Raw genomic sequence first — 19515 nt, 5'->3', positions numbered from 1 at the left:
TGGGTCGTCGTCGTGCTCGGTGCGCGGGTCCGCGCGCTGGTCGTGGCGTGCGTCAGGGACTGCGTCGCAGCCTGCGGCGCACCCCGCGGGCGACGCGGCGCGGCGCGCGGGCGGCACGCGCGCCGGCGGCGCGCAGGAGCTCCGCGGTCGAGGCGGCCGCGAGCGTCGCGCTGCGCTCCGACGCCCGTTCCCGCGCGGGCTCGTCGACGGCCACGACCGCGGGACCCGTCGTCGTGCCCGTCGACGGCCCGGCGGGCGTCGGCTGCGGCCGAGGGCTCGGAGAGGGTGAGGCGCCCGGGTGACCGACGCGCGCGAGGGGGTGGCTCGCGTCGAGCTTGGTCTCCACCGGCTTCATCGTCACGGGGCGGTCGAGCGCGCCCGCGAACATCCCGATGAGCGCCTGCGCCGCCGCGTCCGTCGGGAACAGGTCGCGCGCGTCGTCGGGCAGCTCCGCCAGCGTCGGGACCGGCGCGCTGAGCACGTCGAGGTCACCGTGCACGCGCACGCCGCGGGCGCGGATCTCGTCGGCCATCCGCAGCCCCGCCTCCTGGCACGGCTCGAGCGCCCACTGCGGGATCGCGACCTTGCCCTCCTCCCGCGTGGGGACGTGGGTCTTGAGCATGCGGTCGACGGCGCCCTGCCAGACGAGCCGGCGGTGCTCCGGACGCGGCGCCCCGCGGGCGCCGAGCACCTGCTGGTTGAGGCGGCGGGTGAGCTCCGCCTCGGCGAGCGACATGCTGCGGTTCGCGGCGTGGCCGTCGCTCGGAGCGGAGTCGAGCAGGCCGGACGGGAGGCCGAGCATCCCCTCGAACGCGTCGAACAGCAGCGACCGCCGCGACGGGTCGAGCACGACGACCGTCACGTTCTCGGGTCCGAGGACGCGCGCCCAGCGCTCGACCAGGTGGAGGCCGTCGGACCGGTGGAACGCGTCCGAGTAGCGGATCCGCACCGCGTCCAGGTCGGCCAGCGCCTCGCGCAGGAAGCCGGACAGGGGCTGCGACAGGCCCATCTTGACGCGCTGCTGCCACATCGAGGGCAGGAGGGTGCCGAAGCTGCGCACCACGAGCACGGCGTGGGTCTGCGGGCCGAGCGCGTCCGCGAACCGCTGGGTGGCCGCCAGGTCGCCCTGGCAGATCATCTCGTAGCTGACGAGCACGCGACGCTCGGTCTCCGCGTCGATCTCCGCCTGCAGCTCGTCCCACCACTCGTGCGGCGGGAGCGCTCCGCCCCACGCCGGCGAGCGGCGCTGGAGCAGCACGGACGCGCCGTACTGGTGGTGCAGCGTGGTGCCCGGGTACCGGACGCCGTGCTCGAGCAGCGGGTCGCGCAGGCGGGACATCGCGTTCTGCAGCGCCGTCGTCCCGGTCTTCGGGGACCCGATGTGGAGCAGGCGCGCGTGCTCAGGCAGGAGCAGGTCCTGCGGGTCGTCGACCTGGCTCATGCGCCCGCCTCCTCACCGCGGGGCGCGTCGTGCGGGGTCGGCGCGTCGTCGCGTGGCCGGACGCGGCCGCGCAGGACCCGTCGGCGCAGCTCGCCCAGCACCGCACGGCCGGGCAGGTCTGCCAGCCGCACCGGCGCCGGCGGCGCGGGAGCGGCGGTCGGCGGCGCGGGCGCCACGGGTGCCGCAGGTGCGGGCGGCTCGGGAACCACCGGCTCGGGCATCCGGACCGCGCGGTCGAACAGGCCCAGGAGCGCGGTCTCGACGGACGAGCGGTGCAGCCCCTCCCCCGAGCCGGCGTTCGAGCTCTCACCGGAGCCCACGTCCGCGCCCTCGCTCGAGCCCGCGGACAGCGCCGCCAGCGCCGCGAGCGGACCGACCACGACGACCCCGCTCTCGGTGACCTGCTCGCGCACCTGGTCCGCCAGCCGACGGCCGGCGGCCCGGGCACGCGTCGCGGCCCACGACGGCAGCACGACCGCGGCCTCGTCGGGCGCCGGCGTGGCCTGCAGCGCCGCCACCGCGCCGCGGTGGACGTAGCGCCGACGCTGCGCCGCGGGCACCGTCCCGCGGTACGGGAGCGTGGCGTTGAAGGCCCGGAACATCTCGGTCTCCGGGGCGGTGAGCGCGCGGGCAGCCGGGCCGGGCGGCACGGTCCGCGGCGGGATGCCGGCGAGCGACGCCAGGACCGCGAGCGTGTCGCGCCCCTCGGCGCGCTCGACCACGACCGTCACCGCGCCGGGGCCGGCCGCAGCCGCCCAGCGTGCGACGAGGTTGCTCCCGTCGTCCTCGCGGAACGCGTCGACCCCGCCCATCCGCACCACCGCGTCGTCGTCCAGGGCGTGGCGCAGCCAGGACTCGAACGTCTGCACGCCGCCGTTGGCGACGTGCTCCTGCCACGCCGCGACGAGCATCTCGGGGACGCTGCGCAGGGTCACGACCACGTGGACGGGCTCGCCGGCTGTCGAGCGCAGCGCCTCGACGACGCGGGCGGCCTGCTCAGCGTCGAGGAGCGCGAGCCGCTCGGCGGCGAGCACCGTCGTGGTCCCCGCCGGCATCTCGCTGGCCCAGCCGGCCAGGACGTCCTGCAGGCTCGGGCCCGTCTCGTCGGCCCGGTTCGCGGCCGCCACCAGGGCGTCGTGCCCACGGGCCGTGCCCGGGTACGCGACCGCCCGGCGGGCCGTCCGTGCCTGCGCCCCGCGGGTGGCCGCGAACGCCTCCTGCGCCACGACGGCGCCGGTGACGGGTGCGCCCACGTGCAGGATGCGCGTGCCGGCGGGCAGCGCGCGCGCCCGCGCGGTGGACGGCTGGACGCGCCCGCGCCGCTCCGCCGCCTCGACCGCCTCCCGGCCGGCGACGAACATGCCGTGCAGGAGCGCCGCGGCGGCCTCGAGGTCGAGCTCGGGCGCGGCGCCGGGGTCCTGGACCGGTGCGGGCTCGCTCGTCTGCGGGACGAGCCTGCCCGCCTCCGGCCCGGCGAGCGCGTCCAGATCACCGACGACGTGCGCGCCCGTGGCGCGCACGGCGAGCGCGGTCGCGCGGCCGAGCTCCGCCGCGCGGGCCGTGAGCGCGGCGTCGAGCACCGGCCGCAGCGCGTCCGGGCCGGGGTCGACGTCGCTCAGCAGGCGCGCGGTCGCTCCGTCGAGGAGGCGCGTCGTGAGATCGGCGGGGGCGGGCTCCTCTTCCGCGGCGCGACGTGCCCAGACGTCCGCGACGACCGCCGTCTCGGCCGGCGTCAGGCCACGGACGGCGGGCTCCGCCGGCAGCAGACCCGCGGGCAGGCCGAGCAGGTCCTCCACCACCCGGTGCAGCCGCGCGGGCTCGGCGGGGTCGTCGACGACGACGGTCACGTTCTCCGCCCCGAGCGTCGCGCACCAGCGCGCGACCACGCCACCGTCCTCGAGGCCCAGGAACGGCAGGGAGGACGGGTCGTCGAGCACGTCACCCGCCCACTGCGCGAGCGGGGCCGCCTCACCCCGGCGCAGCCGCTGCTGCCACACCGCGGGTAGGAGCGCGGCGGGTGCGCGCAGGCACACCAGGACGTGCGTGCGCGGGCCGAGCAGGCCGCGGACGTCGCGGAGCTGGTCGTCCGGCGCCGCCGCGAGCAGCTCGTCGCTGAGGACGACGCGCTGCACGTCACCGGCCTGCGTGAGGTCGCGCGTGATCGCCGTGGCGTCGGCTCCGCCGCGTCCCGTGACCAGCGCCCGCACCGAGCCCGGGCCTGCGGCGGGCGCGAGCGTCCCGTGCTCCGCCAGCTGCTCGGCCCGGGTGCGGAGGGCGACCTGGAGGGACCTCGTCCCCGCCTGGGGCAGTCCGACGTGGAGCAGCCTGGTCCCCTCGGGGAGCCGTCGGCTCTCCTGCGGGTGGACGGGCATGGCTGTCTGCGGCCTTCCTGGGCTGGGGGTGCGGGAACCCCGGAAGCCTAGTCGATCGACCGCTGCGCCGGTCGGGGAGCTCATCGGCACCTCACGCGGCGCCCGACCCGCGCCGGCGCTGCACCATCGTCGCGGTCCGACGCAGCATCCCGTGCGCCGCCGCTGCGACCGCGCCCGCAGGCACCGACGTCACCGCGGCGTTCTCCCCGACCCGGACGCGGGACAGCTCCGCGAGGTCCCCGACCACCCGGACGCCCGACGCCGTGACGGCGTCGGCGAGGCGCTCGCCCTCCGCCTCGACGGCGGACGCGGCCCATGCGGGCAGCCGCGGCTTGGGCTCGTCACGGTCAGGCACCCAGTCGAGGGTCAGGCCGGAGACGGCACCCAGGTGCACGAACGACCGGACCGCGTCCGCGTCCGCCTCGCCGCGGGCCGCGAGCACGTTGAGCGCGCGGACGACCTGGGCCTCCCGCCAGGTCAGCCCGCGGTTCAGCTCCGCGACGTCGAGCGTCCCCTCGGGGAGCGCGCACAGCGCCTCGAAGACCTCGAAGAGCCGGCCGGGGCTGGACCGCTCGAGCACGACGACGGTCACGCGGTCCGCCCCGAACACCTGCGCCCACCTGCTCGCGACGTCGAGGCCGTCGTCTCGGCGCAGGAAGTTGTACTCGTCGATCCGCCGCAGCCGGTCCTGGAGCCACTCGTCGAGGTCACGGACCTCGCCGTTCTTGATCCGCTGCTGCCACAGCGACGTGAGGAAGTCGCCGATGCTGCGCAGGGTGAGGACGACGTGCGCCTGCTCGCCGACGAGCTCGTGCACGGCCTGCACCTGCGGGAGGAGCTGGGTGGACAGCTTCTCCGCGCTCACGACCACCCGGTGGTCCGGATGGTCGGCGAGCTCGGCGCGCAGCCGGTCGAGCGCCGCGCCGCCGCCGTCGAACAGCTGGTCCGTCTCCCGCTTGTGCTTGGTCTCCGTGCCCGGGTAGAGCACCCCGAGCTCGGGCAGCCGCGCGCGGACGGCCGCGAACGACCCCTGCACCGAGGTCGTGCCCGTCTTCGGCGCGCCGATGTGCACCAGGCGCGTGCCAGGGGCGAGCGCGTCGACGCCCGGAGACGTGCGCACGGCGTCGCTCACTCCACGCCCGCCTTGCGCAGGGTCGCCAGCACCGCGTCGACCGCAGCCGCCAGGTCCAGCTCGGTGGTGTCGATCACCAGGTCGGCGTCGTGCGGCTCCTCGTACGGCGCCGAGACGCCCGTGAACTCCGGGACCTCGCCGGCACGCGCCCGCGCGTACAGGTGCTTGCGGTCACGGGCCTCGCAGACCTCGAGCGGCGTCGCGACGTGCACGAGGACGAACGTCGCCGCGGCCTCGGTCCGGTGGCGCACGTCCGCGCGGTCCGCCTCGTACGGCGCGATCGCCGCGGCCAGCGCGATGCCGCCGGCGCCCGCGACGAGCGAGGCGACGTAGCCGATCCGGCGCACGTTCTGGGAGCGCGACTCGCGGTCGAACCCGAGGCCGGCGGACAGCATGTGCCGCACCTCGTCGCCGTCGAGCACGACGACCCGACGCGCGCTCGAGACCTCGAGCCGCTGGGCCACCGCCTTGGCGACGGTCGACTTCCCTGAGCCGGACAGCCCGGTGAACAGCACGACGGCGCCAGGCCCGACCCCCGCGGTCGCCGCACCCGAGAGCTCGCGCGCCGAGGCCGCGGGAAAGCTCTCGGCGAGGACCGCGTCGCGACGCCGGACGGCCTCCGCGAACTCCTGGCGGCCCGCACCGGGCCGCGCCGACAGGTCGAGCACGTCCGTCGCGCCGTAGGCCCGCGCGATGTCCTCGAGCGACGGCGCCTTCTCCCCCGGCCACGCCAGCCGGTCCAGGCCGGCCTCCGCGGCCCACGGGACCGCGACGGTCGTCGTCGCGGCACCGGCCGTGCGCGTCAGCTCGTCGGCCAGGGCGACCGCCGCGCGCACCACGCCCGCGCCGGACACGTCCGTCGCGTAGGACGGGCGAGGCGTCCCGACGAGGCAGAGCAGCACGACGTCGTCCGCGCCGGCCGCCCGCGCGGCGATCCGCTCGAGCTCGTCGGTGCCGGCGACGTCGTCGAGCAGGACGCCGAGCACCGAGCGCCCGCCCAGCCGCGTGCGCACCTCGAGCGCGGGGACGCGGTAGCGGGGGTCGGCGTCCTCGCCGCCGCGCACGCCGCGCGGACGCAGCGCCTCGAGCGGCGCGTGCGACTCGGACCGGACGGCCAGCGGCGTGTTCTCCTCGTCGAGCAGCACCACGGCGCCGAGCGGCGAGGAGGCCACCACGGGCTGCTGCGAGACCGTGAGCGCACCGCCGAGGGCGAGCTCGACGGCGTCCGCGTCGGGGTCGGCGAGGACCAGGTGTGGCAGCGCGCTCCAACGGGACCAGTCGTCGCTCATGGTGCCTCAGCGTAACGACGACAGGCCGGTGGGCCGAACCTGCTGCGCAGGACGACGGTCAGTCCAGACCCTGCTCGGCGAGGCCCCGGCCCAGGACGTCGGTCAGGGACTGCGCGAACGCCGTGCTGATGTGGGAGCCCTGGCGGTAGGCCAGGACTCCGCCGATCACGCTGGGGCACCGCGCCGCCGGGCAGATCCACGGGCGGACGTCGGTGACGGGCACCTGCGCGTCCCGGGCGGCGAGCAGCAGGGTCGGCACGTCGTGCGCCTTGCGCGGGAAGGTGCACGCCGCGGGGTCCTCGTCGTGCGCCGCGAGGCACTCGGGCACCTCCATCCCGGGTGACTGGTTGTCCGCCACGACGATGACGCGCTTGCCCGCCGCCTCGAGCCGGCCGAAGACGTCCACGAGCGCCGACCGCATGGCCGGCGCCGTCGCCGTCCGGCACCGCGCGTCGGTGCACGCCGTCTGCTTGACCTGCGAGGTCAGCACGACATCGACGTCCGGGTCGTCCACCACGCTCGGCACGCGGGCCTCGTTGAGCGTCCGGCAGCTCGGGTACGGCTTGTCGTCGTGCTGGACCGGGACCGCGACGAACGGGCAGTCCGCCTTCAGGTTGGTCTTGAGGAACCAGTCGTTGCGGTCGGCGAGCTCGGTGAGCGCCGGCATCCACTGGTACATCTTCGAGTCGCCCACCACCGCGACGACGGTGCCCGCGTCGGGGTCGCCGTACGTGCACTCGACCGGCGCGGACGCGTTGACCTCGGCGTTGCAGTCCTTGCCCGCCACGAGCGGGAAGTCCTCGAGCGCCTCCTGCGGCGACGGCGAGAACGCCGAGGTCTCCGGCGCCTGCGGGACCCACTCGACCGGCGGCGTCACGGGCAGCACGGCAGCACCGGGGTGCTCGGCGGCCACCACCACCTCCGCGCGCTGGTCGGCCTCCCGCTGGGCCGCGTACGCCAGCGTCCCGGCCGCGACGAGGCCGACGCCGATGCACACGAGCGCGAGCCACCCCGACCGGCTCAACCGCGCCGACAGGAAGCGGGACTGGTGGAACGGACGCTCGACGAGGCGGAAGGCGAGCCAGGCGACCGGCACCGACGCAGCGACGGCGGCGAGGCCGACCGGGAGCGGCAGGCTGCCGTCCGCGCGGCCCCAGACCGCGGTCGCGAGCACGATCGCGGGCCAGTGCCACAGGTAGAGCGAGTACGACCACGCACCGAGGTGCTGCATCGGCGCCGGGTCGAGGACCCGCAGGCGGCCCTCGCCGTCGCCGCAGCCCGCGGCGATGACGGCGGCGGCGCCGAGCACGGGCAGCAGCGCGGCGACGCCGGGGAACGGCGTGCTCTCGTCGTACAGGACGACCGCGGCGACGATCGCCGCGAGGCCGACCCACCCCACGGTGCGCCGCGCCGCACGCGGCAGCGCGCCGGCACGGGTGGCGCCGATCGCCAGGATCGCTCCGACCGTCAGCTCCCACAGCCGTGTCGTCGTGACGAAGTACGCCGGCCCGGGTTGCGTCGAGGTCAGGTGCACCGACCAGACCAGCGACGGCACCGCGATGACGAGCAGGCCGCCGAGCATCCGGCCGTCCGACACGGACCCGCGACGACGGCGGGCCCACCAGGCGAGCGCGACCACGACGAGCGGCCACACGACGTAGAACTGCTCCTCGACCGCCAGCGACCAGAAGTGCTGCAGCGGGCTCGCGGCCTGGTCCGAGGCGAGGTAGTCGACGGAGTCGGCGGCCAGACGCCAGTTGACGACGTACAGCGTGCTCGCGACGAGGTCGCCCGCGATCGACTCCCACCGGGTCCACGGCAGCACCAGCAACGTGCCCACCGTGACGGCGACGAAGACGACGGCGGTCGCGGGCAGGAGGCGGCGGGCTCGGCGCGCGTAGAAGGAGAGGAGCGAGAGCCGGCCGGTGCGGCGCACCTCGCGCACGATCAGCCCCGTGATGAGGAACCCGGAGATGACGAAGAAGACGTCGACCCCGACGAACCCGCCCTCGAGACCCGGGACGCCGGCGTGGAAGAGGAGCACGATCCCGACCGCGACGGCGCGCAGGCCCTGGATGTCGAGCCGGAGCCCACGGCGGTCGGTCGCCGGGGCCGCCTCGCGCGCGAGCGTTGCCGACGTCACGTCCCGACTCCCCCGTTGCCACCGCTGATCTGGTGCTCGCCGGGCCGCCTCACGGCGCACGCACGGCGTGTCCGCAGGCCCGTCGACGACGGCCCGCGATGCCGGTCATGCTAACGGTCGCCCCGGTCATCCGGTCTCACCCGTCCGGAGCGTGGATGGACCCGCCGCACCGGAGCGGCGCCCGCGCTCAGGCGACGGCCGCGCTCAGGCGACGGCCGTAGCCGCCAGGAGCTTGCCGAGGGCGGTCCCCGCCTGGCGCGGCGCCTCGCCCTTCGTGACGAGCCGCCACCGGGCCTTGGCGAGCAGCTCGGCGTAGGCGACCCGGACCTGGGGGTCGACGATCGCCTCGACGCCGCGGTCCGCGACGGCGAGCAGGCTGTGGACGTCCGCGCGCCCACCGAACCCGTTCGCCTCGGCCACGCCGATGCCGAGCGCCGAGGGGCCGGCGGGGACGTCCTGCGGCAGGCCGGTGATGGAGAGCGGCTCGTCCGCCGCCGCGCCGAGCGGCCCGCCGAGCGCCTCGAGGTGCGCGGCGACCACCGGCGGGGTGAGCGTCTTCTTCTCCATGTCGTACGGCATCACCGCGAGCTCGGGGTGCATGAGCGCGAGGAGCGAGGCCATCACGTCCACCTGCGCCCCGCGCACCGTCGCGGTCCCGCGGTCCTCGCGCGGCGCGCGTCCGTCGACCCGGCGGTGGCCCAGCCGCGCGATGCCGAGCTGGTGCAGCGGTCGCAGACCCGTCATGCCGACCGCGATGTGCGGGCCGGCGCCGTGGATGCCGTTGCGGTAGCCGCAGTACAGGATCTCGCTCGCGTCGGCCCAGTCCGGGTCCCCGCCGCACGCGCGCACGCCGGCGGACACCTGCGCGACGAACGCGTCGCGTCGTGCGTCGGCGACGCGGTAGTGGTCGGCCAGCGCCTCGACCGGGCGCCAGCCCCAGTTGCCCTTGTACAGCTCGGCTCCTGTGCCGTTGATCCCGACCGCACCGGTGCGCACGGTCCCGCGCAGGATCGACAGGTCGTAGAAGCCGAGCGTGGAGGACGCCAGGACGGCGAGGGCGGGGCCCGCGGGCGTCTCGGGACCGGTGAACCGGCGCGGCCCGTTCACGGTCAGCCCGAACCGGTCCGCCAGGGTGCGGACCACCGCGACGTCCGCCGCGTTCTTGGGTCCGTTGTCGTTGCACTCGATCACCAGCCGGTGCGCCGTCCCGGCACGCAGCGCGCCGCCCAGCAGGACGCGTGAGTCCTGGCCGCCGGAGAGCATGAGCCGCACGTCCATGTCCTCGCGCGTCGCGAGGGTGCCCATCGCCCGCGCGAGGAAGGTCGCCACGTCCCGCGTCTCCGCGACCTCGTCGACCTCCACGTCGACCACCCGGTCCGTGAGCAGCGCCCCGTCCACCACGGGGACCGGTCCGGGGACGTCGACCCGCAGCCCGCGGCCGGCGGCGGTGTACGCGATCTCGACGACGTGCGTCCGCTCGCCGGTCTGCTGGCCGCTGACCCCGTTGGCGGCGCTGCGGGCCAGCAGGTGCTCCGCGTCCTGGGTCACCGGCAGGCCCAGCCGGCGCCGCAGGTCGACGAGCACGAGCAAGGAGTCCGACGCGGCCACGACACCCGGCCCCGCGGTCCAGGCCAGCGACACGGCCCCGAAGACGTCCCGGCGGACGGCGACCTGCTCGTCGTCCCACTCGACCAGCACGAACTCCCCCGCCACGCCGTGCGGGTCGGCCCGGACGGACTCCGGCATCGACCGCCAGCCGTCGACCCCGAACCCGATCGCGCCGTGCTCCGGGGAGACCGCGACGCCCTTGAAGAACCGGCCGGGCTCGACGCAGCGCGCCACGTCGCGTCCGACGAGGACGAGCTCGTGCCCCTCGCCCAGCGGCGCGACGTGCACCTCGTCTGCCGGCGCCCCCCGCTCGGCGAGCCAGCCCCGCACCCGCGGGCTCAGCTCGGCGGCCACCACGACGGCGAGGTAGTTCGACACGGCGGGGACCCTACCGGCGCGTGGGGGGTCCGAGCGACCGCGCCTGCCGCGGGCGGGCCCGGCCGGGGCTCAGACGCCGGTGGCGGACCGGATGCGCTCGACCACGATCGGGCCGAGCGTCTTGCTGTAGGTCGCCGTGGTGTGCCCCGCGGTGTCGCGGTACGCGAGCACGCCACCGATCACGACCGGGCAGGTCTCGGGGCGGCAGTACAGGTCGGTGACGTCGACGAGCTCGGCGTCCTGCGACTCGCGCACGGGCTCCCGCAGCGGGTCGCGGACGGCGAACGCCTCGTCGCGCGGCATGCCGCACGTGTCCAGGTCGGCGCCGACGCGGGCCGCGCACGCGAGCGCCTCGTCCGTCACCATCGGCGCGTCGGAGATCGCCGCGACCGCCGTCCCCCGGGCCGTGACCTGGTCCATCATGTCCCGCATCCCTGGGACGCGGGCCGGGTTGTCGGCGCCGGAGGTGGACCGGCTCGACGTGGTGACGACCAGGTCGTAGGGCTCGTCGTGCAGCAGACGCTGCTCGATCTCGGCGCTCGTCCCGGGGCACGCGGGGTTGGGGGTGGTGGTGAGGTTGCAGCCGAACCCGACCAGCACGTCGACCTTCCAGCCGAGGCGCTCGGCCTCGGGCAGCAGCCCCGGCAGCAGGGCCGCCGCGTGCGAGTTGCCGACGACCGCGACACGCACGTCGCCCTCGAGGTCGCCGCGGGTGCAGGGCTTGGCCGGGCCGTCCTGCGCGCTGTAGCACTCGTACGCGCCGCCCATGTCCGACTCCGCGTCCTGCGGGTCGGGCGTGACGGGGTCGGTGAACACCACGCCGTCGCACAGCGCGCGGTGCGCGAGCGTCAGGGCACCGAAGCACTCCTCCTGCGAGCCGACGGGCGAGGCCTGCGCGGGCTGCCGCGCGTTCTCGAGCACGGCGACCGTCGCCCCGCAGCCGCCCACGACGACCGCGGCCATGGCGACGGCGGCGACGGACGCGTTGCGCAGGGGGTGCCGCCGGCGGCCCTGCGCGTCGTGGCCCGGGTGCGCGCCGCGCGCCGGGTTCTCCACCAGGTGGTACGCCGGCAGCGCGAGCGCGACCCCGATCGCGACGGCGAGGACGCCGAACCACGCCGAGTCCTCGGGCAGCAGGGCGGGCAGCAGGACGACGACGGGCCAGTGCCACAGGTACAGCGAGTACGACGCGTCGCCCACGTAGTTCATGGGACGGTTCGTCAGCAGCCACGGGCCCGAGGTCCCGGCGCCCTCCCCGGCCATGATGACGAGGGCCGTCGCCGCGACCGGCAGGAGCGCCCACGGCGCGGGGAAGCCGTGGTCCGACCTCACGACGAGCAGCGACACGGCGATGGCGGCGAGCCCGGACCACGCGAGCACGGGACGCCACCACCCGGGCCGCGCCGCGAGCCAGCGCGCGACGCGTGCCGCCCCGATCGCGGCGAGCGCGCCGACGCCCAGCTCCCAGACGCGCGTCAGCGTGGAGAAGTAGGCGAAGGACGGCTGGTCGGCGGTCTGGTGCAGGGCCCAGGCGAACGAGACGACCACGACGACGCCCATCGCGATGCCGAGGACCCAGGTCCGACGCACCCGGCCGGACCGCGCGGACGCGCGCCGGGCCGCGAGCGCCAGCAGCCCCAGCATGAGCCACGGCCAGACGAAGTAGAACTGCTCCTCGACCGACAGCGACCAGAAGTGCTGGACGGGCGAGGGCGGCAGCCCCTGCGCGAAGTAGTCCGTCCCCTGCACGGCGAACCGCCAGTTGACGACGGTGAGCGCGGCCGCGACCGCGTCCTTGACGGTCGCGACCAGCCGGTCGCCGCCGATCAGCACGGCGGTCGCGCCGACGGTCACGACGAGCGTGAGGATCGCGTTCGGCATGATGCGCCGCACGCGCCGGGCGTAGAAGCCGCGGAACGAGATGGAGCCCGTGCGTGCGTGCTCGCGCAGCAGGAGGCCGGTGATGAGGTAGCCGCTGATCACGAAGAACACGTCGACGCCGACGAACCCGCCGTGCGGCCAGCCGAGCACGTGGTCCGCGATGACCGCGAGCACCGCCACCGCCCGCAGGCCCTGCACGTCCCGCCGCAGCTGACGGGTCCGGTGCCCGGGCCGGCCGCCGGAGGGTGCCGGCTGCTGGTCCAGGAGCGATCCCGCTGACGTCATGCCCTCATCCTTCGTCGACCGCCACCCCGCCACCCGGCGACGCCCGGCCGACCGGACGACCGGGGCGACGCGCTGTGTGCCGGAGGGACGATACCCCGTGCCACTGCGGGCTCCGGCCCCGGCGGCCGGTGCGGGGGGCTCGGGTACGCTCGGCTGCCGTGGACCAGCCCGGCGACTTCCTGCGACGCATCGGCGGCGTGCACGCGTACCAGTGGAACCCGCTCCGGGAGACCGACGGGACCCCGCTCCTCCTGAACAACTTCGGTGACCTGCTCGGACCGCTCGTCGTCGAGCTCGTGCACGCGGCCACCATGCCGGAGGCCCGGCTCGAGACGCCCCCCGAGCGCCGCGTCTTCTCCGTGGGCTCGGTCATGCACTTCGCGCGGGCGCGCGACGTCGTGTGGGGCACCGGCATCAACGGCAAGGTCACCAACGCGGGCGTGCACAAGGACCGCAAGCTCGACGTGCGCGCCGTGCGCGGGCCGTTGTCGGCCGCCTACATGACGGCCCGCGGCATCGAGGTCCCGCGCGTGTACGGCGACCCCGCGCTCCTGCTGCCCGACCTCATGCCGGAGCTGCGCGCGTGGGCGCGGGTGTCCGCCGTCGACGTCCTGCTCGCCCCCAACTTCAACGACCTGGTCCGCACCCCCGAGGACACCCCCGAGGAGGAGGGCGCCCCCGGGGTGTGGACGCCCGACGAGGCCGCGGGCCAGCGGCTCCTGGTCCCCACGGACCCGCTGCGCTCGGTGCTGCGGACCATCGCGCAGTCGCGGTTCGTCGTCGGCTCGTCGTTGCACGCCGTCGTGATCGCCGACGCGCTCGGCATCCCCGCGCGGTTCGTCGTCTCCCGGAACGAGTCGGCGTTCAAGTACCGCGACTACCTCGCCGGGACCGGCCGCCCGCTCACGCAGGTCGCCGGCTCCGTCGCGGAGGCGCTGGAGCTCGGGCCGCACGAGCCGCCCGTGGTCGACCTCGAGCTGCTCCTGGAGTCGTTCCCCCGGGACGTCTGGGGCGTCGGGACGCGGGTCCGCCGCCACGCGGGCCGGCCCATCGAGGTCGCCACCTTCCCCGAGGTCGTGACCCAGGACCTGCGCAGCGGGTTCGCGGGCGAGATGACGCCCGACGAGCAGCGCACCCGCTGGCTCGACGAGCTGGTGCCGCAGGCGGTCGCCGCGGCGTCGGTCGCCGACGGCGCCGACCCGGCGGCCCACGTGGCCGTCGACGCCGCGGCCACGTACCGCGAGCTCGTCGTACCCACCGCGACCACCGACGACCTCGACGCCGACGCCCGAGAGGTCGTCGCACTCGTGGAGCGTCGCGACCCCGTGCGGATCGCGGTCGCCACCCGCGTGCACGGCACGGCCCCCCGCGCCGAGCTGCGGCGGCGCCGGGCGGCCGCCGACGGCCTCGTCGTCAGCCTGTCCGTCCAGACCCCGCGCGTCCTGGGCTCCGTCGAGCAGATCACGCTCGTGCTCGTCGCCCCGGACGCACGCATCGAGGTCCCGGTGCCAGTCTCGCCGTTCCACCAGCGGCAGTGGCACGTCGACGTGGACGCCCTGGTCAGGACCGCGGACCTCACGCCCGCGCCGGCCGACGGACGCTGGGCGGTCCACGTCCGGCTCACCGACGACGCGGGCACGCACCACGAGGTGCCGCTGGCCCCGCGCGGCACGTGGGGCCTCGGGCTCGCGGGCGCCCCGGCGGCCGACGACGACGCGACCATCGACCCCTGGGTGCTCGAGGTCGCACCCCAGGCCGTCCCGGCCTGAGCCGGAGAGGACCCCGATGCCCACGCTGCTCGCCTTCCCCGCCTGGCGGGACAACCCGTACCTGAACCTGCTGTACCTGGCGCCCCGCGGCGCCGGCTGGGACGTGCAGGGCACCACGGCCTACGAGGAGCTCGTGAAGCGCACGCGCGGCCTGGGCCGCGGCGACGTGCTGCACGTGCACTGGACGCAGCCGATCTGCCAGACGGCACCCGACGAGGCGACCGCCCGCGAGCGCCTGGAGACGTTCGTCGACACCGTGACCTCCGCACGCGCGTCGGGGGTGCGCCTGGTCTGGACGGTGCACAACACGCTCCCGCACGAGACCGCGTACCGCGACCTCGAGATCGAGCTCGCGGAGCGGCTCGGCGAGCTCGCGGACACCGTGATCCAGCTCAACTCCCACACCGTCGAGGCGGTGGCGGACGAGTACGCCCTGCCCGTCGGCAAGGTCGTCACCCTGCCCCACGCGTCGTACACGGGCATCTACCCGGAGTCGGTGACACGGCGCCAGGCACGCGAGCACCTCGGCGTCCCGCTGCTGTCGCCCACCATCGGGTTCGTCGGGCAGATCCGGCCCTACAAGGGCATCACCACCCTGCTGGCGGCGGCGGAGGTGCTGGGGTCGCAGGTCGAGGACCTCACGCTACTGCTCGCCGGCAAGACCCGCGACGACGTGCTGCCCGAGATCGACCGGCACCTGCCGCGCGACGTGCGCACGGTCCGGCACCACGACTTCCTCTCCGACGCGGAGATGTCGGTGTGGTTCAGCGCCGCGGACGTGATGGTGTTCCCGTACGCGCGCGTCCTGAACTCGGGCTCGCTCCTGCTGGCGGCCACGCTGGGCCGGCCGTGCGTCCTGCCGCGCGAGCCGCACCTGGTCGCGGAGTTCGGCGACGAGAGCTGGGTGTCCTTCTACCGCCCGAGCGGCGACGTCGTGCAGAACCTCGCCGGTGCGGTGCGCCGCGCCCTGGTCTCCTCGCGGCGCACGGGGCACGACGCCGCGTCGTACGCGCGGCGCTACACGCCGTACGCGATGAGCCGCGACTTCCTGCGCATCCTCGACGGCGGCAGCCCGTTGGGGCCCACGTCCGGCGAGCAGGGACCCCCGTCCGCCGAGCAGGGCCCGACGTCCGCGGAGCAGGGCCCCACGTCCGACGAGCAGGTCGCGGCGAGCGCCTGACCGTCCGCTCTCGTCAGCGCCGACGACGCCGCAGCGCCCGCACGGCCCGTCGGGCGGCGGACGCACGCCGGAAGACCGTCAGCGGCACCTGACCGTCCTCCTTCCCGCGCACGGTCAGCCGGCCGAGCCGGCCGTGCTGGAGCGAGATCGAGGACCGGTCGATCACCAGCGGGACCTGCACGGGCACGCCGTCGACCGCGGTCAGCAGCTCGAGCGCCCAGGTGCCCTCCGTCGGCAGGGCGCTCGCGAGCACCGTCCCGCGCCACACGCCGTCCCGGGACCGCAGCCGCGAGACCCCGCGCTGCGTCTGCGGCCGTCCGGGCTTGAACGCGCGCAGCGTGATCTCGTCCGCGCGGGTCATCGACACCGGCAGCCGCACCGAGACCACGGCACGGTCCGTGCGCACGGTCAGGTCCGCGGCGACCACGGCGTCCGCCTGCACCACGACCTCCCGCAGCGCCTCGAGGTCCGCGTCGTGCAGCGCCTCACGGATCCGGGTGTCCTGCGGACGCTCGGCGCCGCCGACCGGGTCGGCGAACCACGAGGTGCGCTGCCCCGCGAGCGCGACGAGCGCGACCGCGTCGTCCAGCGCCAGGGGCTCGGTCAGCCCCGCGACCGTCTCGACGACGTGCGAGAACACGAACCGCCGCATCGCCTCCGGCTCGACGAGGCCGGTGGGGTCCGCGGCCAGCGCGGCCCGCAGCGCCTGGGCCGGGTCCATCGCGACCGGCGTGACGCCGCCGTCGCCGAACGCGTCGAGGACCGCACGGGCCCAGCCGGCCTCGTCGAGCGTCGCGAGCGCGTAGACGACCTGCTTCTCGGGCCGCAGGCGCGACCACGACCGGTCCCGACGCAGCGCCAGGAGCTCGCCGACCATCGCGGGGATCGGCGACGGCTCGCGGTCCTCGGCCGCGGCGCGCTCCCGGACGAACTTGCGCAGGTGCACCCAGGCGTCCGAGTCGAGCACCATCTGCCAGTACGTGGCCGCGAGCTGCTCGCCGTCGACCGGCCCGAGCAGCCGCGCGCACAGGAGCTCCTGGCTCAGGTAGCTGGTCACGCCGACCTCGGCGCCCGCCTGGGACGTCATCGACGTGCCCCCGGGACGCTCGCGGTAGAGGTACACGAGGTCCGGGACGACGTCGATGGAACGGGCCGCCACCAGCGCGGTCACCATCGGCACCACGTCGTTCGAGCGGGGCACGCTCGGGAACGCGATCGCCTCCTCGCGCCAGAAGTCCCGGCGGAACAGGCGGTTCCAGCACGCCCGGTTGCGCACGAGCTGCGGGCGCTCGACGAGCGTGGTGCCCTGGACGCGGTCCGCGAAGCCGGTCCAGCGCGCCGTGGGGCTCCACGTCTGCAGCGCGGAGAACTTCACGAAGTCGCCGACGACCATCTGCGAGCCCGACTCACGCGCGGACGCCAGCATCGCGGCGTAGGCACCCCGCGGCACCAGGTCGTCGCCGTCGACGAACGCGAGGTACTCGCCGCGCGCCATCTCGACGCCGAAGTTGCGCGCCTGACCGCCGCCGACGCCCGGCGCCTGGAACGCGCGGACGCGCGGGTCCCGCGCCGCCCACGCGCTGACCCGGGTCCAGGTGTCGTCGCGGGAGTCGTCGTCCACGACGACCACCTCGAGATCGACGTCCTGGTCGTGGAGCAGGCTCGTCAGGCACTCGTCGACCCACGCGCCGACGTCGTGCGTCGGCATCACGACCGAGATCGCGGGCGTGCCCTCGCCGTCCGTCACCGTGTCCTCCATCAACCCGTCCCAGCCGCTCTGCCGCCGGTTCCTACGCTCCTACGCGGCCGGTCCCCGCGAAGCGGACCTCGCGCCCCCGGCCACGGCCCGCGCCAGCATAGGCGGACCTCCACCACCGACCGGCCTCCGCCCGGGGCACGGACGCGAGCCGGCGGCCGGTCCGGACCCGCCCGGCCCGGCACCCCGCCCCCGTCAACGGGCACGGCGGGTGGTCGCCCCGACGACGCGCGGGTCCCGCACGTCCCGCGCCGCCCGGGCCAGCACGCGCCGCTCCCACACGCGGCGCAGGAGCCGGTCGACGCGGCGCCGCAGCGCACCGCGCACGCGCCGGACGCCGAGGACCAACCGGGCCCGTCCCGCGGCGCCACGGCGCCGGCGGGCGGCCCGCGCCGCCGCGGCGGACCAGCCGCCGAGCTCCTCGAGCCCGGGCCGACGGGCGGCGGCGCGCAGCCTCGCCCGCGCCCGGGCGAGGTCGGCCGCCGCAGGCTCACCGGGCACGCCGTGCCGGCCGGCGGCCAGGACGCCCACCGCGGCGAGCAGCGCGTCACGGTCGTCGGCGGACATCGGGTGCGTCGCGGGTGCCCCGCCGCTCGTCGTCCCGGGACCGTCCCCGCCGCACGCGCGACGGGCGGCCGCGAGGTCCGACGCGGCGTCACCGGTCCGGGCCGGCGCCGTCCAGCGCACGGCGGCGCGCGCGCTCCCGTCCCGGCCGGGGAGCCGGTCCGCGGGGGCCAGGGGCGCCAGGTCGGCGTTCGTCACGACGTCGGCGTCGGGCGACCCCGTCGTGCCCGAGCGCAGCAGCGCGACGTCGAGCAGGTCGCCGACGAGCAGCACCTCGCGCGCCGCGGGCAGCAGCAGCGGGAGCACGGGCGGGCGAGCCGCGCCCGCGGGCCGGACCACGCGGTCCACGCCGCCGAGCGCCGAGCGGGCACGGTCCGCCCCCTCCGCGAGGTCCCGCGCGTCCCACGCGGCGGGGTGCTGCGGCGCGACGAGCGCGTCGAGGTCGTGCACCTCGTCGAAGCAGGCACGCCCCGCGCGGTCGAGCCGCGTCAGCAGCGAGTCCTGCACCTCCGGCACGGGGTCGAGCGTCGCGACGACGAGCAGCACGGGCGCGTCGTCGGCGAACGCGCCCGCCGCGGCGGCGGCGCGCACGGCCTCGAGCTGCCACGGGTCGGTGGCGACGACCGCGGTGGTCATGCGGCCGCCCCCGCGTCGGCCGCCGCGCCGACCTCCCGGAGCCCGCGTAGCACGCGCCGCCCGGACGCGGGCACGCCCGCGACACCGGCCGCGAACGCCTCGTCCGACCCGCGCGCCAGCAGCAGCGCGGCACCCGCGAGCAGCTGCCGGCGCAGGCGCGGCCGGAGCCGGTCGCGCTTGGCCACGTGGAAGTCGACGATCCGGCACGCGCCGTACACGGCGCGCCGCTCCACCACCAGGTCCCCGTCCGCGAGCGCCTGGTCGAGGATGCGGTGGTACGCCGGCAGGAAGTCGAGCAGCCGGTCCTCGCCGGACTGCGTCAGCGAGCCGGAGCCGGCGGAGCGCCGGTAGAAGTAGCCGGGGCTGTCGACCACCGCGCACGTGACGTCGGCCAGGTGCAGGCGCCAGAACCACGGCCGGTCCGCGGCGGTGCGCAGGTCCTCGTCGAACCGCAGGAGCCCGGGTGCCACCTGCGTGCGGTCGAGGACCGCGGCCCACAGGTAGGGGTAGTCGACGAGCGCGCGACCGCCCGCGTCGCCGATGCCGGCGCGCCCCGGGACCACGACGCCGCGCGGTCCGTCCCAGGGTGCGCGCTCCGGCGTGCGGCGCAGGCCGTCGACGCGCACGTGGTCGGTGCGCAGCATGCCCGCACCCACCCGCTCGGCATGCGTCAGCAGCGCGGGCAGGTGCCCGGGTGCGCACCAGTCGTCGACGTCGACGAAGGTGACGAAGCGCGCGTCGCACCGCTCGAGGGCGACATTGCGGCTCGCGGCGACCCCGCGGTGCTCGGTGCCGCGCACCACGTCGAGCGGCAGGTCGTCGGCCGCCTCGAGCACGTCCGCGGTGCCGTCGCGCGAGGCGTCGTCGACCACGACGAAGCGGATCCCGGGGGCGACGTTGCGCCGCGCCGAGGCCAGGAAGGTCGGCAGGTGGGCGGCTCCGTCCCGCACCGCGACGACGACGTCGAGACCGCCCGTCATCGCACCTCCCCCGTCCCGCCGTGCAGGTCGCCTGCGGGTTGCCCGCGCCCCGACAGCATAGGATGGCCGGGCCCACCGGGTGCCCGCGCACGTCAGGACGT

At 76.3% G+C, this 19515-nt stretch carries 12 protein-coding genes; 2 read left to right on the top strand and 10 right to left on the bottom strand.

Features of this window, described 5'->3' with window-relative positions; all coding sequences use genetic code 11:
- Positions 1-52: 52 nt before the first annotated feature.
- From KIN34_RS09895 to KIN34_RS09865, 7 genes are all read right to left on the bottom strand, one after another.
- Complete coding sequence (locus tag KIN34_RS09895; RefSeq protein ID WP_214349855.1) at positions 53-1441, bottom strand: hypothetical protein; 1389 nt, start codon at positions 1439-1441, stop codon at positions 53-55.
- Positions 1438-3813: a hypothetical protein gene (locus tag KIN34_RS09890; RefSeq protein ID WP_214349853.1), complete on the bottom strand. Its 2376-nt coding sequence runs from the start codon at positions 3811-3813 to the stop codon at positions 1438-1440. The genes KIN34_RS09895 and KIN34_RS09890 overlap by 4 nt, the downstream gene beginning before the upstream one ends.
- 91 nt (positions 3814-3904) lie before the next feature.
- Positions 3905-4933 carry a hypothetical protein gene (locus KIN34_RS09885; RefSeq protein ID WP_214349851.1) on the bottom strand — a complete coding sequence of 343 codons (1029 nt, stop codon included), beginning with the start codon at positions 4931-4933 and terminating at the stop codon, positions 3905-3907.
- Between the two features lie 8 nt (positions 4934-4941).
- Positions 4942-6234 carry an adenylyl-sulfate kinase gene (gene cysC / locus KIN34_RS09880; protein WP_214349849.1) on the bottom strand — a complete coding sequence of 431 codons (1293 nt, stop codon included), beginning with the start codon at positions 6232-6234 and terminating at the stop codon, positions 4942-4944.
- Positions 6235-6292: 58 nt separating this feature from the next.
- Complete coding sequence (locus KIN34_RS17370; RefSeq protein WP_214349847.1) at positions 6293-8377, bottom strand: acyltransferase family protein; 2085 nt, start codon at positions 8375-8377, stop codon at positions 6293-6295.
- A 204-nt stretch (positions 8378-8581) separates the two neighbouring features.
- On the bottom strand, positions 8582-10363 hold the full coding sequence (locus tag KIN34_RS09870) for a hypothetical protein (RefSeq protein WP_214349845.1): 1782 nt from the start codon (positions 10361-10363) through the stop codon (positions 8582-8584).
- Positions 10364-10432: 69 nt separating this feature from the next.
- The gene (locus KIN34_RS09865; RefSeq protein WP_214349843.1) at positions 10433-12529 is read right to left on the bottom strand and encodes an acyltransferase family protein; all 2097 of its coding nucleotides are present in this window, start codon (positions 12527-12529) and stop codon (positions 10433-10435) included.
- Positions 12530-12687: 158 nt separating this feature from the next.
- On the opposite strand from KIN34_RS09865, the gene KIN34_RS09860 reads away from it, so the two are divergent.
- Positions 12688-14298, top strand: a complete 1611-nt coding sequence (locus KIN34_RS09860; RefSeq protein WP_214349840.1) for a polysaccharide pyruvyl transferase family protein — start codon at positions 12688-12690, stop codon at positions 14296-14298.
- Between the two features lie 16 nt (positions 14299-14314).
- Positions 14315-15478 carry a glycosyltransferase family 4 protein gene (locus KIN34_RS09855; RefSeq protein WP_214349837.1) on the top strand — a complete coding sequence of 388 codons (1164 nt, stop codon included), beginning with the start codon at positions 14315-14317 and terminating at the stop codon, positions 15476-15478.
- A 13-nt stretch (positions 15479-15491) separates the two neighbouring features.
- Here the strand turns inward: KIN34_RS09855 and KIN34_RS09850 are convergent, their stop codons facing one another.
- The 3 genes from KIN34_RS09850 to KIN34_RS09840 form a co-directional block, all read right to left on the bottom strand.
- Positions 15492-17237 carry a glycosyltransferase family 2 protein gene (locus KIN34_RS09850; protein WP_214349835.1) on the bottom strand — a complete coding sequence of 582 codons (1746 nt, stop codon included), beginning with the start codon at positions 17235-17237 and terminating at the stop codon, positions 15492-15494.
- A 192-nt stretch (positions 17238-17429) separates the two neighbouring features.
- A complete protein-coding gene (locus tag KIN34_RS09845; protein WP_214349832.1) occupies positions 17430-18434 on the bottom strand; it encodes a hypothetical protein in 1005 nt (334 codons plus the stop codon).
- Complete coding sequence (locus tag KIN34_RS09840) at positions 18431-19414, bottom strand: glycosyltransferase family 2 protein (RefSeq protein WP_214349830.1); 984 nt, start codon at positions 19412-19414, stop codon at positions 18431-18433. Before KIN34_RS09840 ends, KIN34_RS09845 begins: the two co-directional genes overlap by 4 nt.
- Positions 19415-19515: the final 101 nt, after the last annotated feature.

It is taken from the genome of Cellulomonas fulva (genome assembly GCF_018531375.1).
Classification (GTDB): Bacteria; Actinomycetota; Actinomycetes; order Actinomycetales; family Cellulomonadaceae; genus Cellulomonas; species Cellulomonas fulva.
This window is presented reverse-complemented; position numbering and strand designations above follow the sequence as displayed.